At 57.7% G+C, this 20,385-nt stretch carries 13 protein-coding genes; 5 read left to right on the top strand and 8 right to left on the bottom strand.

What is annotated here, in order from left to right:
* The first annotated feature begins 47 nt into the window (after positions 1-47).
* Positions 48-1,034 carry a phage exclusion protein Lit family protein gene (locus NLY44_RS06740; protein ID WP_023806074.1) on the top strand — a complete coding sequence of 329 codons (987 nt, stop codon included), beginning with the start codon at positions 48-50 and terminating at the stop codon, positions 1,032-1,034.
* Between the two features lie 213 nt (positions 1,035-1,247).
* Here NLY44_RS06740 and NLY44_RS06735 read toward each other — a convergent pair whose 3' ends face one another.
* Positions 1,248-2,303 carry a hypothetical protein gene (locus NLY44_RS06735; protein ID WP_023806073.1) on the bottom strand — a complete coding sequence of 352 codons (1,056 nt, stop codon included), beginning with the start codon at positions 2,301-2,303 and terminating at the stop codon, positions 1,248-1,250.
* Positions 2,304-2,338: 35 nt separating this feature from the next.
* The gene (locus NLY44_RS06730) at positions 2,339-4,561 is read right to left on the bottom strand and encodes a DNA/RNA non-specific endonuclease (protein ID WP_050588927.1); all 2,223 of its coding nucleotides are present in this window, start codon (positions 4,559-4,561) and stop codon (positions 2,339-2,341) included.
* A gap of 644 nt (positions 4,562-5,205) precedes the next feature.
* Here NLY44_RS06730 and NLY44_RS06725 point away from each other — a divergent pair.
* The 4 genes from NLY44_RS06725 (at position 5,206) to NLY44_RS06710 (ending at position 9,163) form a co-directional block, all read left to right on the top strand.
* The gene (locus tag NLY44_RS06725) at positions 5,206-6,051 is read left to right on the top strand and encodes a peptidoglycan recognition protein family protein (RefSeq protein ID WP_023806071.1); all 846 of its coding nucleotides are present in this window, start codon (positions 5,206-5,208) and stop codon (positions 6,049-6,051) included.
* Entirely contained in the window at positions 6,052-6,792 is a 741-nt protein-coding gene (locus NLY44_RS06720) for a hypothetical protein (RefSeq protein ID WP_156941041.1), read from the top strand.
* Positions 6,776-7,528: a hypothetical protein gene (locus tag NLY44_RS06715; RefSeq protein WP_198028998.1), complete on the top strand. Its 753-nt coding sequence runs from the start codon at positions 6,776-6,778 to the stop codon at positions 7,526-7,528. The genes NLY44_RS06720 and NLY44_RS06715 overlap by 17 nt, the downstream gene beginning before the upstream one ends.
* A 159-nt stretch (positions 7,529-7,687) precedes the next feature.
* On the top strand, positions 7,688-9,163 hold the full coding sequence (locus NLY44_RS06710; protein ID WP_084013044.1) for a S1 family peptidase: 1,476 nt from the start codon (positions 7,688-7,690) through the stop codon (positions 9,161-9,163).
* Here NLY44_RS06710 and NLY44_RS06705 read toward each other — a convergent pair.
* The 6 genes from NLY44_RS06705 to NLY44_RS06680 form a co-directional block, all read right to left on the bottom strand.
* Positions 9,108-11,477, bottom strand: coding sequence for a caspase family protein (locus NLY44_RS06705; RefSeq protein WP_023806067.1), 2,370 nt, complete (start codon positions 11,475-11,477; stop codon positions 9,108-9,110). The two genes, NLY44_RS06710 and NLY44_RS06705, sit on opposite strands and share 56 nt — an antisense overlap.
* Positions 11,478-11,483: 6 nt before the next feature.
* The gene (locus tag NLY44_RS06700; protein ID WP_023806066.1) at positions 11,484-12,443 is read right to left on the bottom strand and encodes a trypsin-like serine peptidase; all 960 of its coding nucleotides are present in this window, start codon (positions 12,441-12,443) and stop codon (positions 11,484-11,486) included.
* Between the two features lie 3 nt (positions 12,444-12,446).
* The gene (locus NLY44_RS06695; protein ID WP_156941039.1) at positions 12,447-13,793 is read right to left on the bottom strand and encodes a metallophosphoesterase family protein; all 1,347 of its coding nucleotides are present in this window, start codon (positions 13,791-13,793) and stop codon (positions 12,447-12,449) included.
* A gap of 419 nt (positions 13,794-14,212) precedes the next feature.
* Positions 14,213-18,181: a DNA/RNA non-specific endonuclease gene (locus NLY44_RS06690; protein WP_023806064.1), complete on the bottom strand. Its 3,969-nt coding sequence runs from the start codon at positions 18,179-18,181 to the stop codon at positions 14,213-14,215.
* Positions 18,178-19,425 carry a VWA domain-containing protein gene (locus NLY44_RS06685; protein ID WP_286456835.1) on the bottom strand — a complete coding sequence of 416 codons (1,248 nt, stop codon included), beginning with the start codon at positions 19,423-19,425 and terminating at the stop codon, positions 18,178-18,180. The genes NLY44_RS06690 and NLY44_RS06685 overlap by 4 nt, the downstream gene beginning before the upstream one ends.
* Positions 19,422-20,384 (bottom strand): AAA family ATPase, encoded by a 963-nt coding sequence (locus tag NLY44_RS06680; protein ID WP_023806062.1) that lies wholly within the window; start codon positions 20,382-20,384, stop codon positions 19,422-19,424. Before NLY44_RS06680 ends, NLY44_RS06685 begins: the two co-directional genes overlap by 4 nt.
* Position 20,385: the final 1 nt, after the last annotated feature.

Raw genomic sequence — 20,385 nt, 5'->3', positions numbered from 1 at the left:
AGTTCACCTGGTTGAAATGTGGCTCAGAGATCCTCGGTCGAACCGCGATGGAAGAAAAATTACCAACAGATGAAGAATTCCTAGACTCGCTGTTCGAAGCTTCGCCGGACAGCCGGTCGGACCCGACCGAGGATACAGCGTTCCTGAGCGAAGCCGTGAGCATGCTGCGCGCTGGAAACGTCTTTCCGGTCGACACCGACATCAGTCAGAAGGTGAAGGAAATGTTCGACCCCCAAAGAGCCTTTCGGGGTTGGGCAACCCAGGGACTGCGAGATCACGCCGTTTCGTTTCTGGGAGCCGACGAGCAATACCTGCGCTCGATTCCAGTCGGAATGCTGTTTTTGCGTGAACTCAACGGCTATGCCATCAAGACGCCTCGTGGTGGCGCGGTCATAGTCCTCGACAAAGGCATTCTGGTCATTGCTGGCATGCTGGCGCGCTGCATGCTCGCACTGACCAGTTGGTCATCGCCAGAGCCCTATTGTCGAGACCACACCCCCGCAGATTTCGTAGCCGCGATCCTTTGTTTGGCGAATTTCGACGTGACCGCTGACTATCGGTACCTCGACCGTGTCAAGGTTCGTCACTGCCCCTCGCTCGATCCCTGGGACCTTCAGAGTGTTAAGCTCGGACTTCTCATCGAGTCGTTTGCGCTTTTACATGAATATGGCCACATCGCATGCGGCCATGTTAAGTCGGCCGATACTGCGGGAGGCATTTCACAGCATCACGCGCGCGAGTTCGAGGCAGATGAATTCGCCTTTCATAGACTCTCCAGCAAGCATGATCTACGAGCAGTTGGGATCGCAGTGGTTACGTTTTTTCGCTTTCTCGACCTCACAGAGCATGTGAGACGCGGCAAAAGCCATTCGACTGACACACATCCTGCTGCCATTGATCGATGGCAGCGCCTATGCACAAGCAGCGGATTGAAAGACCCCGGCAAAGATCATGTGGTGCTTATCGAGTCTATGTTCGATATGATCCTCAGTGTCGAACCGAAATTCCTCAAGACACCGATTGCGAGATCCTAAGGTTGGCGATGCCGTGAGCTATTTTTCAGCGACCATGCAGCGGTCGGCGAATGGTGCCGCGCCCGAACCTAACGTTCCAGCCGCGCTCGACAGATGCTGCCTTGCTGCTCAGTCTGCGTTTGGGGAAAAGCGGCTCAGCCACGTCGAACGGCCAACAGGTCTGATGGCCGTCTGCGATCACCGTTCGATCCCGATATGGCAACGGTGCGCTATTCACTTGGCTGTCCGGCGCTTGAGATTGCTTGACTTGAACTTGCCTGCACAAGACGAGAGCTGCTGGTAGCCTGTCGCATGATAGAGGACGTCGCTTAAGACAAGCTTCGACGATTTAAGATCGAATGCGAAATAGCCCACGGCCGCGCCGCCGCTGCATGACAGTTGATCGCCGGTAAAAAGCGTCGTGAAAAGGTGCTTGCGCGTCCGGTAGCTACCGCCAGCGCTGATGACGTTCGCCGACAGGAACAGCGGTTTAGTGGCCCCCTTGATCTGCGCAATGTATTCGGCGCCAAGCAGAAGCTGCGCCAATGGGTTGCTTTTTCCGGCTTCCGGGTCGACCTTGAGCACGGCTTCAATCACACCGTCGACGGTGGCAAGCAAAGCCTGAATCTTTGCCGTCGAAGCCTCTTCCGCCGGCATTGCCGCTACCTGATTGCGAAGGCTGTGCAGGTCATCCAGCATGGCCACGATTGGCGAGGCGGGCTCCCCGGCTCCACCAGTGGTCGCCGGAAAATATCCCGGCGCCGACACCGGTATCTTTCTGGCGATCAACTGTCCCGCAAGCGCCGGGTAAAGAGCGGTTTCCTTCAATTCGACGCTACGGCCGAAATAGGCCGTTTCCGCTTTGAAGAAGGAAAGCAGGGTGGTTAGCCCTTGAACCGCAAGCGATGCGTCGTCAACACCGGCCGTCATGGATTCTAGGCCCGGCTTGGCCTTCGTAGTCGGCTTGACTGCGGCAAGCAGAGATTTCAACTCCGCCTTCAACCCGAGCGCACGAGTACGGAACCCGCTATATGCCCGCACGGCGAGGATCAGCTCGTCGCCGCCGATGATCACCAGGTTGGGTTTTTCGGCCCGCTCGCTGATCTCGGTGGCAATCTGTTCCGCGATCTCACGCAACGCGCCGAGGGCCAGTATATCGACCTCGATCTTGACGTTATCGTCGATGGTCGTCGCGCCGGAGGGAACCTCCGGAGGCGTGGCACCCGTCGCCGTGTCGGTTGCTGAAGAGGCATCCTCTCCCGCGGAATCTGCATCTTCGGATTTCGCCAAGACGCCCCCTCACTTCATATCATTCGTCAACCTGGTCATTTGCTCGGGCCAGCACGTTTCGCCGCTGCCACCACGCCAGAGGTATCACGCACCGCCTTCCCACTTGCCTTGGCAAACTGGTCCGCGTCTGCGACTGACTTGTCGAACCTGACGAGCGGATTGCGGGCCTGGATATCCGCGATGGAAACCATGTAGCGCTGCCAGACCGGATCGACCACAAATTCCAGCGGCACGTTCGACAGGTCTTGCCGCAGCACGAAGCCAAAGCTCTGCAGCTTGCCGTTCTCGCAAGCCACAATGAGTTTCCAGAATTCTCGCGGTATCTGCGCCCGCACCGGTCCGGCATCGTCGACGCCGAGAAACACCGGATCATCGTCCGCGAGGACCGGACCGGCGAAAATGGAAAGCCTGCTCGCGCCGGCCTGCTTCATCACGTAATTTTCGAGATCGCCCCAATTGTTCACGCCCTGCGCCGATTGATTGTAGACCGCAACCTGCGGCGAGCAGTTGGTGACGTGAAACGTGTCGCCGTTTGCAAATTGCACTTCCTGAAAATTCCTGCCCCAAGCCACGTCCTCGCGCCGCACGATATGACCGCGGTCGAATGCACCCTTGTCCTTGGTATAGAAGCGATCGGGTAGTTGGAATGCAGGGTCGACACGCGGGTCAGGAAACCACTTCTCCATGTCCTTGTCACCAAGGCCGCCGAGGCTCTTGCGATCGTAATCCTTGCCCGGTTCGGGGCGCTTTGCTGCGTTGCTGGCATCCAGATTCGATGCAGTGAAGAGAGCGATGCGCCGCTTCTTGTGGAGGGCAAGCGAGAAATGATGGTAGGGAATGAGCAACTTCCCTCCGACGACCGCGAGGTCGCCTTGAACTGCGGGCTCGGGAGCCGGCACGGTAACGCCGAGGAACGTGGCGTCGTAACCCTTACGCGTGGTGTAGTTGACGTCGTGGGTGGGCGACACCGCCGCCTCGGTCGGCGCCTGTCCTTCGGGACCGATGACGGTCGTGGTTGCCCCGCCGATACGGATGCTGATCTCGATCGGTATAGTCCAGCTGGCAGTTTGGCCATGCTGAAGCCCACCGGAGACGGGCTGAACCGCGCCCTTGTCCGGGTTCGGCACTGGTTTCTCATCCTCCGGCTCGGCGCGATCCCACCACTCCTGCCAGGAAGGGGTTCCTCCCCTCGCGCCGGGCGCGAAGTTAACGCCGGCATCAACGACTCGTCCGTCTCGCGCAAGCTCTGCCGTAGGCACGCAGTAGTTGCGGTCGAGGTAAACACCTGCGAAATGCAGCGCGACGATTTTGCCGTCTCTCGGATCGTAAACCCCCGATCCGGAATTGCCGCCTAGCGTTGAGCTGTCGTGGCAAAGTGCAAAAACGCTCTTGCCGAAACTGTCGATCGATCCGCGCGGCAAGATCAGGCCAGGCTGCAGGCGCTTGACGTTGTAAAGCCCGCGAAAAACCTGGTTCTGCACCGTTGCATCATTGCGGTAGTCAAAAGCCGGATAGCCGATCACGGCGATCTCGGTGTTGACGATTTCTTCCGGCGCGCGCACCGAAAGCTCGAGTGGGACATGAGCGGCTCCGAGGCCGTCGACCTGTAGCAAGGCCATGTCCCAATAGGGATGGATCATAACGACCTTGCGCACCGCAAGCACCGTGGAGGCCAAGCTGTCGCGCTCCCGCACGAAGTCGATCCCCGCCGAAAGGCCGCTCTTGAAGGTCAGCTTGCGGTCGCCCAGCCCGGAGGTGAAAATCTCGGCGACATGTCTGTTGGTCATCAGAAGGTTTTCGCCGACAACGAAGCCGGTGCCTCCGTAGGGAAGGCTCGGATGGTGCGGAAGCTCGATGCGGCCGACCGAGGGAATCGCCTTTTTGATGCTGGCATGCAGGGCGGCATCCGTCGAAAACTGAACCCACAGCGGGTGGTCGACAACGAAGTCACCATCGATGATATCCACCGCCGGACGCTTGTCGGGAATGATGATTGCTTCGGTGACGAAACCCTCTTCGCGACTGAGCTCCCTGCTTGCGTTGATTTTTTCGATCGCGCTCTTCACCAGCGCCGCGTCCTTGTCCGAGAGAGATCTGCGCTCGGCAATGGATGCCGCCTCGTCAGATGCAGCCTTGGCCCCTCCGCGTGCCGCTGCTTCTGGACGGAACGATTCCAGTCCCTCTTCAACGGGCCCAGCGGCTGGGGAACTGATCTGCGAAAGATAGCTTTGCAATTTCCCTGAAGGCGCCGAACCCATGAGAATCTCCTCCCCTGCCTGCCGCCCCGGATAATCCGGAAACAAGCTATCAAAAAAACCGACATGCTCACCCAGGGCAGGCCGCGTCGAAAACCGCCGGGGGCAACTTCAGCCCGTGCAATAAAGATCAACGTTAAGGGTACGCGCAGCTTGCCAAGCTGCTTAAGCTAAGCAAACGCTATGCCGGTCTTGTCAAGACTGCAATGTTACGGTGTCCCATTCGAAAATTTCTCGTTCGTTTGCATAAATCCTTAAAAATCATGACCTTGGTTTCCGGTGGAGGTCGATAAAATATTTCTTGTGGGCGATATTGCAAATTTTATTCATGGGATGCAAAGTAAATATGGGATGAATTATTGCGCGCTAGCAGCAACCGTTCACTGACGGTTGGGTTCCTTTGCGTGAATTGTTGTAAGTCGGCAAATGCCGCAGCGGAGGGTTTGCGGGCGCGTGTCTTGTTGACGCGGGTTTGATCGCGAAACGTTCGCGATTGCGCTGGTCGTATCGGCATCGCTCTGCACATCATCCGGCTTGGCGAGAGTCGGATAGGATAGTGCCTGACACCTTCCGTGGAATGAGGGCACGGCAGACCGCCGCAATCCGGCCCGGCAATTCGCCGGTTGGTCCCCGGTGCCGGACGATGAATGGAAAAAGGAGGAACGGATCTCATGGCGCGTTGTCCCTTTGCAGTCTGGAAAAAGATAAGCGGTTCTTCGGGCACTTATCTCGGCGGGCCGTTCAAGATCGTTCATCACACGACCGAAGGAAGCACCGCTCAGGGTGCTTTCGACGCCTTCCAAGCGCACGGTTCTGATCCGCATTTCACTGTCGATGCGACCAAGATCTATCAGCACATAGACACTGGCGAGGCAGCACGGGCGCTGAAGAACCTAACTGGCGGCGTCCAGACCAATCGTGATTCCGCCGTGCAGATCGAAGTGGTCGGCTTCGCGCACAGGGCAAAGACACGCGCGACGCTGGAGAACGTTCGCAAGCTCTGCCGCTGGATCGAAAGCACGCACGGAGTACCAAAAGTATGGCCGAATGGTCCACCGAAGCCGGCGGTTAATGGACACGATCCGGGCAATCACAACCGCAACGCGACCAACTGGGATACGAAAGGCGGCCACTATGGCCACAGCAACGTTCCGGAAAACACGCATTGGGACCCAGGCTATACCAAGACGGAAGTCGACTTCCTAATGCTCGAAAGCACCGAAGGCTTGGAAAGCGCCGAGTTCAGCGCGATCATTCTAGAAGATCCTGGCCTGAAAAGCGATCATTCGCGCATGCCAGACCACGCCGACCCCGAAGGGGCCTCCATGGAAATGCCTAGCAAAACAAAGCCTGCTGCGAAAAAGAAGCCCGCGTCCCGCAAGAAGTCCGCTGACGGCCGCGGAAAGATCGGAGCGGCGAAGGCACAGAAGGTCGCAGCGAGCAAGGACAGGCCGACCCGCAAAGCTGATCAGAAAAGTCCGAAGAAGACGTAGGTGACCGGCAACCCGGCCAATTGGCGGAACTGCTCAATGTGGCGCTGGGCTGCGAGCACCGTGGTGGTTGGCAGCATTGCCTTGGTGGCGCCAGCCGGCGGCCAATCAATGCACGAGGCCGAAGCAGAAAACCTGCAGCGCGCGATCGCTTTTCTGGAGAAAAATGGAGGACTGCAAGCACGCAACGGCATGCGCCTGGCAATTCCGGTGGACCTGATCAATCGGCTGCTGAGCAGTTTGACGCCCGTCTCGTTCAAGTTGAAAAACAATATCGGAACTGTTGAAATGCTGACCGCGAAGGCGCAGTTTTCTATTGGTTTTCCAAAATTGTCGCTTTCCGGCCGTGCAACCCTACTTGGTGGTTCGGTGACCGTACCTGCTGCAATCGATGCCGTTGCTCGCTTTGCCTTTGACAGAGACGCAAATTTGCGCCTGTCCGTCGACGTCCTGTCCGTCAGGCCCGACCTCGGCGCCTTGCCGGCGTCTGCGGCAAACCTTGTCGAGGCTTTGGCGACAGCTGAGGTGCAAGCGGCCGCGAAGGCGGTGTCTTTGACTATTCCGCTCGGCAAACTGGTCAACATCCCGCTGCCCGCGCAGAGTGGAACAATCGACTTCAAGGTCGGGGATGCAGCTGTCACGCTTGGTGTTCAAAGCAAACCGTTCACGCGAGCGGTCCGCGCGCAGTTGAACGAAATCATCACACTTCCGGACGGGGTTTACCTCTATGGCCAGGCCAATTGATCGGCTAGGAATTTTGTTCGCCTTGTGCGTCGTATCTTCCGCGGCCAGGGCGGACGCGCTCGACGATGCGAAGAAACGCGTCGCAGAATTGGTCGGCAGCGCAACGATAGCACCTGATGCCATCGAGCTTTTCGTCGGACGAGACGTTCTAAAAACCATTGTAGATAGACTGGGCGAGCAACCCCTTACTGCCAATCTCGCAAGCAGGCGGATTGACGGTCAGATCGTACCCGGACGCAGCACGTATCTTGAGTTTCGATCCGATCCATCCATTGAGGGCAGCCTGACGATCTCGAGTTTAACAGGCAATTGGGCAGACGGCTCGCCTCGATTGGTCATCACCGCCCAGGCCAGCGCCCATGCGACCGCGCATCTGAAGGCAATGCTCGCCCGCATCGGCTCCCCCGTTGAAATCTCGGCAGCTCCTTCTGAAAATATCAGCCTTTCCCTGACTTGCGAGGATGCCGAAGGTGCCTGGTTCAAGGGAGCAGTCAGCCTCGACAGCCCGGAACATGTTTCGCTCGATATCCACAATCGAATTGATGACGTGCGGGTCTCGATCAACCTGCCGACCGACCATGCGTTGAGCGAATTCGTCTTTGCCGATCCGCTGAAATTCAACACGGCACTTCCAGGCGACCGGAAACTCAATGCTACGCTCGGGCCGGAATCTTCGAAAGTCGGTTCGAATGGCATCACGATCGTCGCACGTCCGACGCTGTCGAGCGAACCATGAGAGCCAGTCCGTTGGAACGCCGAACAAAAGGCCGTTTTGCCAAAGGCCGGCGTTTTAGCAGCCGCAGGGTAGTCGAACAAATGCAGAAAACGCGATTGGTTTTTCGCAAGTTCCAGATCATGGCGGTGTCGCCTCTTTCCCCTTCCAGAGGCCAATCGCATGAGCGCGACATTCGTACCGCAAACCAAGGATTCGGCGATCGCCAGGATACTGACCAGACCGGACGGCGCGAACGCTCCCCTCCCAGGGGGCAAGCATGCCGGTATGGCGATCGTAGTCGGGCGCCGGCACGTCATGACTTGCGCTCATGTCCTCAACTACGCGGCAGGGCGACCAGCTGCTGATGAGCCCGAACCTTTGGGTCCCTTCGCAGTGACTTTCCCCCTTTCGCAATCCGCAGCCGTCATCGAGGGGAAAGTCGTCGCGTGGCATCCGATGAAGCCGCGCGTGGTAGACGATATAGCCGTGCTCGCCTTGGGCTCCGACGTGCCCGCCGATGTGGGGGTTGCGATTTTTACCGACACTGTCGATCCGCTTGACGACCACGTTCTGAGTGTCTTTGGCATGGCCTCCGATGATCAGCCTCCAAATCACGTCCGAGCCATATTCATGGGCCCTGTCAATGTCGGTCAGAGCCAGATCGATGGCACCGGCGACAATTCTGGCGTTTTCGTCAAAGGTGGCTACAGCGGCGCGGCAGTCTGGGACAATGTGGAAAAGGGTCTCGTCGGAATGGTCAGGGCGCGCAGTGCTGATCCGGCAGAGCAGGTCGCCTATATGGTTCCGGTTCCGGCGCTCAACAAATCCTGGCCAACCCTGCCGGTCGAAACACGTCGGCTGCCGGCTTCCTTCAACGGCTTGTGGACCGGCTTCACGTCTTTGTTCTTCCTAGTGGTCCTGGTCATATTCTTGATGAACCGCAACAAGTGGCCGACAACGCAATTGTCGGCATTTGCCGGAATGAATATATACGCCCTGGTTGCGCCTTTCGTCGGCCTGATGTGGCGGCGCTACTCCAAAGAGTTCAGCTTGCGTCCTTGGTCGACGCGGATCCCACGCTTCGGCGGTTTCAAGGCCGAGGCAGGCTCTGCTTCGGAAAAGCTGTTTTGGGCGGCAAGCGTGTTTTTTCTTATCCTTTTGCCGCTCTATGCGCAGGGTCATTTCATAAGGACATTCCACAACCAGGGCGATGTGCTGATATACAGCAGCGCGTTCGGCCTTCGCGACGAAGATATAGAGGCAATGGAATGCCCTGCCGGAAGCGGCCACCATTGCCAATGCTGGAAGAGCAGATCCAATCATCTGTGCCAGCATCCCGAGGCCGGGCGGTACTCCATGGTCAAACCGGCATCGCCCGACAAAGGTGGCTTCTGGAACAACTACTATCACTATGGTGAGATTTCGATCGAGAACGAGTCGGTAACATTCTTTCCGATCCTGCAGCCGCTGATCGTCAACCTGCTTACGGCTCTCACTGTGGCGCTTTATGGCGCCGCGCTGTGGCGGACCTTTCGCAGCTGCGGAAACGACAGCCCGAAGCACCTTGCTCGGGCGGGCAAAAGCGGAACGAAACCTCTCCCTACTTCACCGCGTCCCACCAAGCCGTCCATGGGCTCGAATAGTCGAGATGGCTAGCCGGCAGAGGCAACCGTTCGGCGTAGTCCGGATCGGCCTTGAGACCGTCGAGAAACAGGGGCACGCCGGCAGGCGGCGAACCAACCTTGCTCATGCCTGCCAGTCTTGCCAAAGCCCAACTGTCCGGCAGGTCACCGAAAAACTCCGCCATGTTTTTGACGACAACGCCCATTTTTGCCTTCTGGCCTCTCCGCAAACATTCGTATGCAGCAAGCGCGGAGGTAATCGGATCGAGCCATTTCATATCGAGTATTTCATTCAACCTGTTGCCCGGCAGGACTTCGAAGACATTTCGCCGTTTGCGAAACGCCCTGTTGGCATTGGCCAAGGATTCGACGTCTTTCAGTTGATTGCGCGAAGTCAGAACGTTTCGCACCTTGTGTGGAAGTTGGTCGATTAGATGTCCGAGAGGCAGCAGGTACTGGGACACCGTAGGAGCACCATCCTTGTCAAGCGCTAGGGTTACCAACATCGCACGATTGGGGCTGGCAAGAGTCGAAACCGTGTACGGCGCATTTTCGCCCACATGAAATGAGATCAGATGTGAACCCGGATCCACAGGAAAATAGGCCTCGGCGATGCCGTCAAGTCCGTTCGGCCTGTCGGCCATATGCCATTCCACATTGGTGGCCTTGGACAAACCCACGTCGAGCTTGGTTTGCGGGTTCTCGAGACCAGCCAGCACATAGATAGGCGACGATCCCGCCTTCTCGCCACTAAAATCATGTAGGGGAAGATTGCTCAGTTTCCGGAAGTCGGTGCCGGAACTTCCCAACAGAATGCGGCCGGCGCCGGCCAAGGCCAGCCACAGATCGAGATCAGGGTCGACGACGGGTCCGTCCAGCGACTTCGAAAAGTCGACCCACCCGTCATCGGTGATCTCCAGGCTCTTTGCGATCGAGACATGGGGGGTGCTGTGGCGCCATTGCGCGAGGTCCAGTTCTACGTCTGACCCAGCTGAAACACCGATATCTTTGCGCCCAATGATCTGACCGTTTTGATCCTTGAGAAGGGCCGTATAGTCGCCCGCCTCGACGTTTGCCTTCCCGGACGCCAGATACTTTGTCTGGGTTCTAGAATTGACATTGATCAGTTCGAGCGTGCAGTCAGGTGGCACGACGATGTCGAGCGTTGCGCCGAACGCGTCGGCTCCGACAACGGCTTCCTCAAGCACTTCTCCGGCGGAAACGGCTGTGCCCAATTCGCTACCCGTCCACTTTGGCCGGAGCCCAAAATTTTCCAACCCGCGCTCGCCCGGCGTAGGGGCAAGAGGTCCTCGAGATGAGGCGATCCTGAAGGTTATTGCCGCGTCATCATACAGTTCCTGCCTCAACTCAGACTGCTCGAAGATGGTATTTGCTGCCCGCACCGAGAACGTGTATGCGTCCGGTTTGAGCCTCAGGACGGTCTTGGTGCCTTGGAACGGCTGTTCGACGGAGTTTGTATCTCGACCCCTTCTGTATGCAATCGTCCCGTCGGGCACCTTGCTGCCTTCGATGGTGATCGTGCAGGTCGCATCCGGCGCCGGTTTCAGCCAGGCCAGCGTCATGTCATCGGCAGTGCCGTCCACTTCCCCATCAACAGGGTCTTGCAGCGCGGTTTTCAAATACCGGCGCAGCGAAGTGTACTGCACGTTCATCAAGTCGGCGCCGCTATCGTCCCAAACCTTGGCTCTGCCCTTTCCTTGCAGACCTTCCATTAACCTTGGGTGGAAGGGGCCGCCAGCAAGTGTGGTCCGGCCATCCGTCGTCGAGTGCAACACGAAAGTCGAGGCCTCCGTGCCCGTGTCGGTGTTGAACGGCAGGATTGGACTGCTGATGGTGATGACGCTTCCATCCAACTTGTTACGGCAGGCATCGATGAAATAGGCATGACTCCCCGGGCCAAGGTGAGCACGAAGCCAAACGACGATCTCATCAATCGGCAGGCAGCAATTGCCCGAAACATTGGCATTCTTGAAGTCGGAAGCGACGAAAATGCTTTTCTTCACGCCCGGGCCGCTCGCGAACGTAAAGCCATGGCCACTGAAGTAGACATAAAGCTCGTCGGTCCGGCCAGCGCCCTTCTGCTTAAGCTCCAGCATGGCTTCCCTGATCCCCTCGGCAGTCGCCGGCCGGCCCTCTGGCTGGACCGGTTGCGAACAGAAAATCAAGTGTCTGTCCTTGGCCTTTACGCCTTCGCTGTCCCACTTCTTCACCAGCCATGTCCTGAATGCCAGCCCGGCCTTGAGGGTACCTGGAAGCTCCTTCGCCAGCGCGCCTCCCTGAACATTCGGGTAGTTTTCGATAGCGACAATGAGAGCGCGAACGGCCATGGTGCTTCACACTGTGGGGGTGTTGATGAATGCGTTCAGTTCCAAGGCGTCAACCGCCTCATTGCGGTACATGAAAAAACCGGCGCGGTGGATGCCGGCAACCCGCGCCGTTTTGAGTGAAAAAATCGGAGAGCCGGAATTGCCTTGCGTTGTAGAACAGTCATGAAAAAGCGTGGGCGTTCCAGAACCGTCTAACACCTCGCCCAAAGCAGCGCGGCGCACGCCGAACCCGTCCCCGAACACGCCGGAAAGAAACAGCGGATTGTTTATCTCATCCTTGGCAGGGTAGCCAATTGCGACCACCCGCGCTGTCTCGACAATCGGTTCCAGCTCGACTTCCACGGGCGGCCGTCTGTGCTTCGCCAGGTTCAACAGCACCATATCCAGTTTCGGGTGGATCGAAGCGACGCTCTTGATCGCTACGAAGTCGGCGTCCGCATTTGTCTCGTCATACTCCTGCTTGAAGACGACTCGCGCCCTGCCGGCGGCGAGAACTTCGCTGCCATAGGTCAGCGCGGCGAGCACATGACGGTTTGTTGCAAGCAGACCACCCTCTCCGACAACGAAGCCGGTGCCGACATGCGTCCCCTCCAGTTCGATACGGCCGATCGAGTTGACGACTTTCGCTACCTTCTTGCGAAACTCACTCCACATGTCCTTGAGTTCCAGAGAATGAAGATTATGGCCTTCTTTCTCGGGCAGATCGTCAAGCACGCCGCCATGGCGTGAGTAGACCACCGGGCGAAGTAGGCGAATGACGATTTCCAGCGCCGCCAATTCACTGGCTGACGGGATCGTGCCTTTGTGGAGTTTGTTGAGCGCGGATTGCGCCTTGGCTTCGCTGTCGGGAATATTTTGCGGACCGATGATCGCCTTTACCTTGGCGACGGCTTGGCTCACCTTGTTCTTACCCAGCGCGCGCCCCGCCCGGGCGAGCAAGATGCCGTATTTCTCTTCAAGCGCCATGGATCACCCCGCCAGCTTCTTTTCGTAGATCACGCTACCAGACGGATCGAGGACTTGCTCCACCAGCCTCGGTCCATCGAATGCGAGCACCGCGTAACCGTGCGGCGTGAATTTTTCTTCCTCGCCCGGTATTAGCGGATTGGGTCCTTCGAGCACGATCGCTGCTGGAAGCGTCAGTCCGTCCCTGACTTTGCCGGCACTGCGGCGCCAGTCGGCCCGCTCATAGATTTTCTCTTTTGCGCGCGGCAAGCCGCGGGTCGCGTCCCGGCTCTGCGGCATGCCGCCATGGCCGACGCATCTGGCCAGCATGCCGAACTGAGGATCCGGCGTCTCGAACAGAACGCAGCGATGTTCGTGGCCCCAGTACCAGGCGAATATCCGTTTGCTGTCCAGAATCGATCGGAATCCGGGATGGGCAAGGAGTTTCTGCCCCTGCTCTTCGAAGTGCGAATAGAGTTGGTGATGCGAAAACAGCACGATGCGGCGATCGCCGGCCTGCGCGATTATCTGTTTGAGCCAATCGACCTGGGCATTGTCAATGGCGTGGTCCCGATAGGCGACATCAAGGCCGACCATTGTCCAATGACTGTTTTGATAGGCGAAGTAGCTGGCCTCCTGCCCGAACTTCGCCAATGTCAGGTCGAAATAAGCATGTCCGCCTGAATACATCTCATGATTGGAATTGAGGGCGCGGCTGGGCGTGTTGGCCAGGGATGGCCATCCGTCCAGAAACCGCTGCCGCACCTCACTGGCGGTGCCGGAATAATAGACGTCGCCTAGGTGGAGGAGCAGCGCGTAACCTGCAGGATCGTTCCTGACCGAAGTCGCAATCGGCGGCGCGCCATACAGACCCGTCCCCCAATCGCCAAGAACCGCGATGCGACCCTGATCCTGGAAGGGTATGGCTTGGGCGCGCTTGGGACGGATCAAAGGATGCGGAAAAGGATTCTTCAGCTTCTCCCAAGCGACCGTTGCCCAACCAAACCAGTCGCCGGTGTCAAACTTTGCCTCAAGTCCGCCGGTGGGCAAAGGCTGCAAGATCAATCTGCCCTTTTCGCCCGAAGCGACAAGACTTTGCAGGCGCGCGGCCGCAGCGTCGTGCGGTGTGTTCAGCACCAACGCACCTGCATTTTTCTGCGACCGGCGCAGGCTGTTCAGCGCATTGCCGATCCCCGCCATGATTGCTCCCCGTTTCTCGGGCGGGACACTGATATCCCGACGAGAGGCTTCATGGATGCTCTCAAGCGCTTCAACACCCGAGAGTATCTTTTCGATCTCGCCAAATGTGACAACTATCTGGGAGGACTTTGTTTGTGTCACCTTGGCGAAACCATGTTTGCGCAGAGACAATTAAGCTTACATCATCAAACAACGCCACCGTTTTTACAAGCTCGATATCGCTACGAGCGGTGGATTTGAAGACTGGCGTACGCGCAGCTCGGGAGCGGGGCGACGTTATCATCACGGACGGGTCAGCGGGCTGCTTGTTTCGACGAAACGAATGGACTCTTCGTGCTGCAAAAACGCCCCTGACGGAGGGCTCCGGCCCGATATTTTGTAGAAGGAGCCCAAGGTGGCGGAATGGCTATTCGATCTGCTCGTCAAGCTCTGGCAGGAAGACCATCCATATCACGCCACATGCTTGGTTTGATGGACTATTAAGACGATGTCGCTCCGCCAGGCGCGGAGATGGCACCTCCACCGGAGGGGATCTTTGAAACCTGGGCCGGAGCCCGAGGGCGCGTACGACGACGTGCCTGCTGTGCGCCTCACGAGTAGGATGGCCGAGTCGGCGGATAAAACACAAACTCGTTTTTTGTATCCTGTACAAACAGTTCCGGATGAACGGATTGCCGGCGGGTTGATTGTTTTCGAAAACGCATCGACAGCTCGTCGTACAGTTCCCGGGCCGAAACCGCTATTCCGCCGCTAAGGACAGTCCGCCGCAGCTTCTCATCGATAACGCGGGCGAATGTTTCCGCGAGCGGATTGTCAAGTTCAACCCCTGTCGTCCCCACCGCCAAAACTGTTACTTTGCCCCCCTCCGCCCAATCGCGGCGCCAAAGAACCTCATTTGAAGTGGTCACGGCCGTGTCGAGCGGGCCGGGTTCGACCGCACCATCAAACAATATGAGCGTCCTACGAACCGAACTGCGGCGAGTAGCTTCGGCGATCTCCCCTATTGCAACACCCAACCCTGGTTGGCCAATACCAGAGTCTGACGCTAGAAAAAGTCGCTCGCTTCCTTTCCCGAGAAAATGTCCGGACCAATATAATACCGCAGCCTCTGCCCGCAGACGCTCAACAGACGACAAAACCTCCCGAACGGCCGCGACGCTTTGATTGTACACGACCGTTGTCTCGAACCCGAGGTCTTGAAACAACGTTGATACGATATCGAGGTCGCTTTTGAAATGGAGTGCGTGGCCGGGCGGTCCGTCGTTTCCCACCACCAGTGCTACAAGACGGCCAGGCGCCTCAGAATGCTCTGGAGGCGGCGGAGCCGAGGAGACTAGTTGAAGTCCGAGGTCCGCCAATGCGGCGTTGAGCTCAATCCGACTGTCCTGAACACTGCGGCGGCCCAGAACAGTGAGCGCATCCCGTGTTCGATCCGCAAATAAAGCAATCTGGTCAGCTGATCCGTCGGAGACAGACCACATGATCCCGTCAAAATTCTGTGGATGACTAAAGCAAGCCTCTGCCAACTCGCGCGACGTCTCCGTGGCCGGGCGGGCAACCAACGAATCCGGCAAATCCGGCTCGACAAGCGGGGAACGACGCAGGTCGACTAACTTTAGTTGTCGTGATGTTTCTACTTCGATCCAGTCGAGTGCACCCAAGGCAGCCTCGTTGATAGAGCGTGCCTGCAGCTCGGTTGACGACACGAAACTGACGATCGCCTGCTGCAAAGCAGCACCGAAACTATCCGCCAGATATAATACCCGCCAACGCGACGCCGCACTTGGATCACTAAAGCGGGAAGGCATGGTGCTGCCTCCGAGGTCTTCAGCGATCTGTCGGCTGATGAACCGCGACCAACGCTTGCCGGTAGGAATGGTCGCAACGAGTGGGTCGAATGAGCTCGGGTTACGGCGTGATTGGTCTCCGAGAATCTCGATCCCAGCTGACCTTGCTACCTGCGCGCCGGCGGCAGTCGAAAACTGGTCAGCCTCTAGTGTGGCCCGGTCGAAACGAACCGACGGATTGCGCGCCTCAATATCTGCAATCGGCACCATGGAAGGTCGCCAGACCGTATCGACCACGAACTCCAGGTCCTCTTCCGAAAGCTGCTGCCGAAGCACAAAGCCGAAGCTAAGCAATTGGCTGCCATCAAAAGCGACGATTACCCTCCAATATTCACGTGAGATTTGCACGCGGATCGGCTCGATATCGCCAACGCCGACAAAGATTGGGTCGTCATCGGCAAGCGATGGGCCGGTAAAGATGCTGATCCGGCTCGACCTCGCTTGCTCCATTACGAAGTTTTCGACATCACCCCAGTTGTCAATTACTTGAGCAGACTGGTTGAAGCCAGCGGCAAGCGGCAAGCAATTAGTGAAATGATAAGTGTCCCCATTGGCGAATTGCACCTCACGGAAGCTGCTACCCCAGGCGACGTCATGACGGCGCACCGCATGCCCTTTGTCAAAGGCGCCCTTTTCGTTGCTGAAGAAACGGCCTGGCAGTTGGAAAGCCGGGGCGATGCGGGGATCAACTAACCACCTCTCGGTTTCGTTCTTGTCGAGGCCGGTCAGACTCTTGCGGTCGTAGCTGTAGCTCGGCTCGGGCTTCCTGGCGGCCGGACTTGCGTCAACGTTCGAGGCCGTAAAAAGGGCGAGGCGCCGTTTCATGTGCAACGCCAGCGAAAAATGGTGATAGGCAATCATCATCTTGCCGTCGACAGCAACGACCGTCTCTGGCGCCGGGCTAGGCGCTGGGACTGACACTCCGAGAAAGCCCGGATCGTAGCCTTTACGTGTCGAATAATCAGGGTCGTGAATCGGCGTTTTCAGACGACCGGCTCCGTCTGATGAAGTAAGTTCACCCCGATCGCCTGCACGAGCCAATGCAGCCGATAATTGGAGCATCTCGCGCTCTGGTACCCATCTGGATAACAGGCTATCGCGTGCAACTTTCGGATCCAGGAGCGCACTCATGAGAGAGTTTCCGGAAATCCTGGCTCCTCCTTCAGCATTGAATATAGCGGTATTTAGCGCCGCCTCCGCATTCTCGCTAAATCCCACGCGGAGACGATGAAGGGCCTGCTCTGTGCTGTCATATTTGAATATTCGCAGGATCCTTTCCCTCAGACGCGTCCATCGCGGCTCCGCGATCACTCTTGAAAATGCGCGCAACATATCGGCATCTTCAGCATCGTCTGGCAATGACTTTCCGATTATTATAGCAGCACAAAACAACCGACTTAGAGATATATTTATCCTTACCGTCGTGGACCCCGGTGAAAACTTAGATGCTTCCACGATTACTGACAGCGCGGGCGCGTCAATTATCAAGCCGAAACTCGGAAATGCCTCCTGTATCGCCTGTTCGGCCGCATTTCTTAGATCTCCCATTGGAGTGGGCGTTTGTAAAAACACCGATCTCGTCGCGGCTTCCTCCACGAGCGCCATGAGTTCATCGGGGTCATTTGTGCAGCCAAAGCCCCCCCTGTCTAAAACACTCTGGCGTTTGGCCCCATCTGAAGCAAACTCAGCCGAGTAGATAATTACCGGTGCCGCAAAGCGAATTGCACGAAGTTGATCAAGTAACTGAAATCCCGCATCGCCATCGGGCGGCCTGACCATATCAGAGATAACCAAATCTATCCCGTGAAGGTTCGGGTGTTTCAGCGCGTCTTCTGTTGACAGGACCTGGATGACTGTAGCCCCCTGTGTTCGAGACTCGTCCACTACATCGTCGTTATTGATGGGCCTATCGTCAACCCAGAGTATCGTTACTCCGAGTAGTGGCTCAGCCCTCAGTCGCTCAAAGAGCAGCGAGCGTACAATTGGCAACAAACGCGTGTTGCCTCCCTCGTCAACGGAGGTCACACCACTGGCTGCCAGCGCTGCCCAAACGTCGCTTGGCAGTTGATCGGCGACAAAGGTTTCATGCTGTCGTGAAAATCGGGCGATCTTCGCCAGCGTTAACCGAGAGACACTCTCTTCCAATTGCGAAAATTTCGCGCGGACTGCTTTGTCCTCGGCCCCTCCCACAGCGCTGGCGCGTTCTCTTAGGTCACTCTCAAGCGCCACGAACCATCGGTCGTCGTTTATTGACAACGCTCCCTCGCCCCGACGAGCCCTGCTAAGCCAACCCAGCGCGCGCGCTGGGTCGATGAAATTCAATGCAGTGAGTTGCTGGGCTTCAGCGAGCCCAAGCCGTTCACCCCACGGAGTAGCGCGCCCACTATATTCCCAGAGCAGTCTTGCGGCGTCACGCACTCGCAATAGCGTGAAGTCTGCAACCAACCTCGCCAGGAGGAGGTCACGGATCGCAGGGTCAATAATATAGAGCCCATCGTCGATTTCCGTGCATACCGAGGACAGGAGCAGCGATGCCTCAGCCTTGTAAGGGAGCGTGTATGGAGGATCGAGGAAGTAGTTTATCCGCAGCAGATGGACGACTTCGGGGTTTAGTACGACCGGAAGAGCTGCATGACTTGCCAGCCCCAAAAGTCCAGGATGGTGCTTTCGTTTAAACGCTGCCAGCAGGCGCTCGGCTTCAATTGGGGTCATGACATTGTGCCAGCCGCCGCGAACTCCGACGACGGTGTAGTGGTTGGCAACGGCCTTTCCAATAGAACGGGTTGCCCTCTTAAGACGTTTATCGCGCGATGCATCCCACCGCGATCCATCGCAAACATCGGAACGTGCCGCGCAATCTGCCGAGCGGTACTGCCGGTCCATTCCGACTCTGGAAGCGGGTTAAGCCAGACGACACGTCTGGTCACTGCTCGGAAGCCTTTCAGAGACGCTACTGTGTCCAACAGGCGGACGGGGTCGAAGCGGCCACGCGCTGCCCCAGCGTCGCTGATGACGACGACCGCGGTATCCACGCTCGATTCCTTCAGCAGCACTTCGGCCGGGTGGATATCAATGAGATCCGGGTCGCGGAAGAGAATTCCGTGCGTGAGCGCCGGGATCTCACCAAGCACGGAATCCAGATTTGACGAGCTCCGCGGGTCAAGCCTATCCAGAACGGCAAGATCCGATCCTTCGAGCGGCGTGTCGTGAAAGAAAAACATTCGCATACGACCAAGACGCCCCGCCTGCGCGATCGCGGAACAGACCTCGTCGACGTAGCCATAGAAAGGTGCCATCGAACCGCGGCGGTCAACTAGAATCAGCAGGTCAGCCTGGTTACGCCGTCTTGGTCGGAGCACAGGAGGCGATCCGACACCGAGCCGCGACCGGCGGGCGATGGTCGCGCCAACGTCGAGCTCTGTCGCAGGGCCTTCTCGTAGAGGCGAGCGAAGCCGACGCCACGTCTGAGCAACGTCGCGGTAGCTGACAGGATATTGGGGGAGGAACACGTGTGAGTAAGGAAGTCGGGGCAGTTCTTCCGGTTTGAGCGGCGGCAGCCGCTGCGACGGCGCCACCACAGGTGCCGAACGAGATGGTTCTTCGAGCGGAAGCGGCTGTTCATTTGTCGGGCTGAGAGCCGAAGTACCTAGCTCCGGAATCGGCGTTTCAATCGGTGCGCCCTCAGCACCGGTATGCGGATTCGGCACCGCGGCGTTGGCATTCCAGTCGAACACTACGCATTGATCAAACAGCGTCCCAACGAGGACGGATTCCTCGCGGGAAGTGGCCCACAACGAACAGAGGATTTGGCGTAGTTCGTCCCTCGAGGTCCACCCGAAACCCGCACGCAGCGCCCGCATCACGGCCCCATACTCATCAAGCCCGATGGCAAAGTTGCGACGCACGAGCTTTTGGAAAATCGTCCAGATAAAGAACTCTTCGCCCGCTTTCGTCACAATGTAGCGATCTCCTTTCGCGTACGATCCTGATCACTTCGATCCTTCAACAATGCTTCCATATTTTGCAGCTTATCGAGGTCAGCCGGCGTCGTCTTTTTTTGCTGCTCGTACCTCACCCACTCGATTAGTTCCACGAGGCCTGGCCTTTTAAGCAGGTCACGCTGCCTCAGCCGCTCAATGATCTCTACAGCTCGCTTAGCCAGCGGTACCTCAGTCACACCGTGCAGGGCGAGAATGTGCTCGACCTCTGCGCGACTCCTTGGATAGTCGACATAGAAATAGACGCATCGCCGCAAGAACGCGGGAGGTAGCGGCTTCTCTTCGTTGTGCGTGATGACAACAATCGGACGAACGTCACCCGCTCTTCGGCCTTTGGCCGGTGCTTCCGGCACGTCGAATTCCATTCGATCGAGTTCCCAAAGCAGGTCGTTGGGGAAATCTAGGTCCGCTTTGTCAATTTCGTCGATTAGGACAATAGAGCGCCGCCCGAGTGCAGCTCGCGCGATCGCGCGGCCGAGGGGACCGAGTTCAATGTAGTTGCCCGGATCCCTCACTAGGGGCTGGCCGTCTTTGTCAACAGGACCGTTCGCTCCGAGTTGCGAGTCATAGAGCCTCCGCACCGCGTCATACGTATAAAGAAGGTCCTGGGCGCGACTGGTCGATTTCACATACGCAATTTCCAGCGGCAATCCCAACGCATAGGCGAGCGCATGAGCGAGGCGTGTCTTGCCGCAACCTGGTTCACCTTGCAGCAACAAGGGGCGTTCAAGCGCAATTGCCAAATCGGTTACACGGACGAGATCCGCGCTGGGCTGATACACTTCGCTTTCCACGACCTCGGTGGGCCATCCCGCATCGAGCAGTTCGGCGACCTGCGCACGCTCAATCTGACGTGTCTTGGCCAACGGTTTCTGGATCGCTTCTGCGTAGCTCAGCGACAAATCAATTGGGCGCATC

It is taken from the genome of Mesorhizobium sp. C089B (assembly GCF_030323125.1).
Classification (GTDB): domain Bacteria; phylum Pseudomonadota; class Alphaproteobacteria; order Rhizobiales; family Rhizobiaceae; genus Mesorhizobium.
Note: the sequence above shows the minus strand (reverse complement) of the source record. Positions and strands in the feature narration are given on the sequence as shown.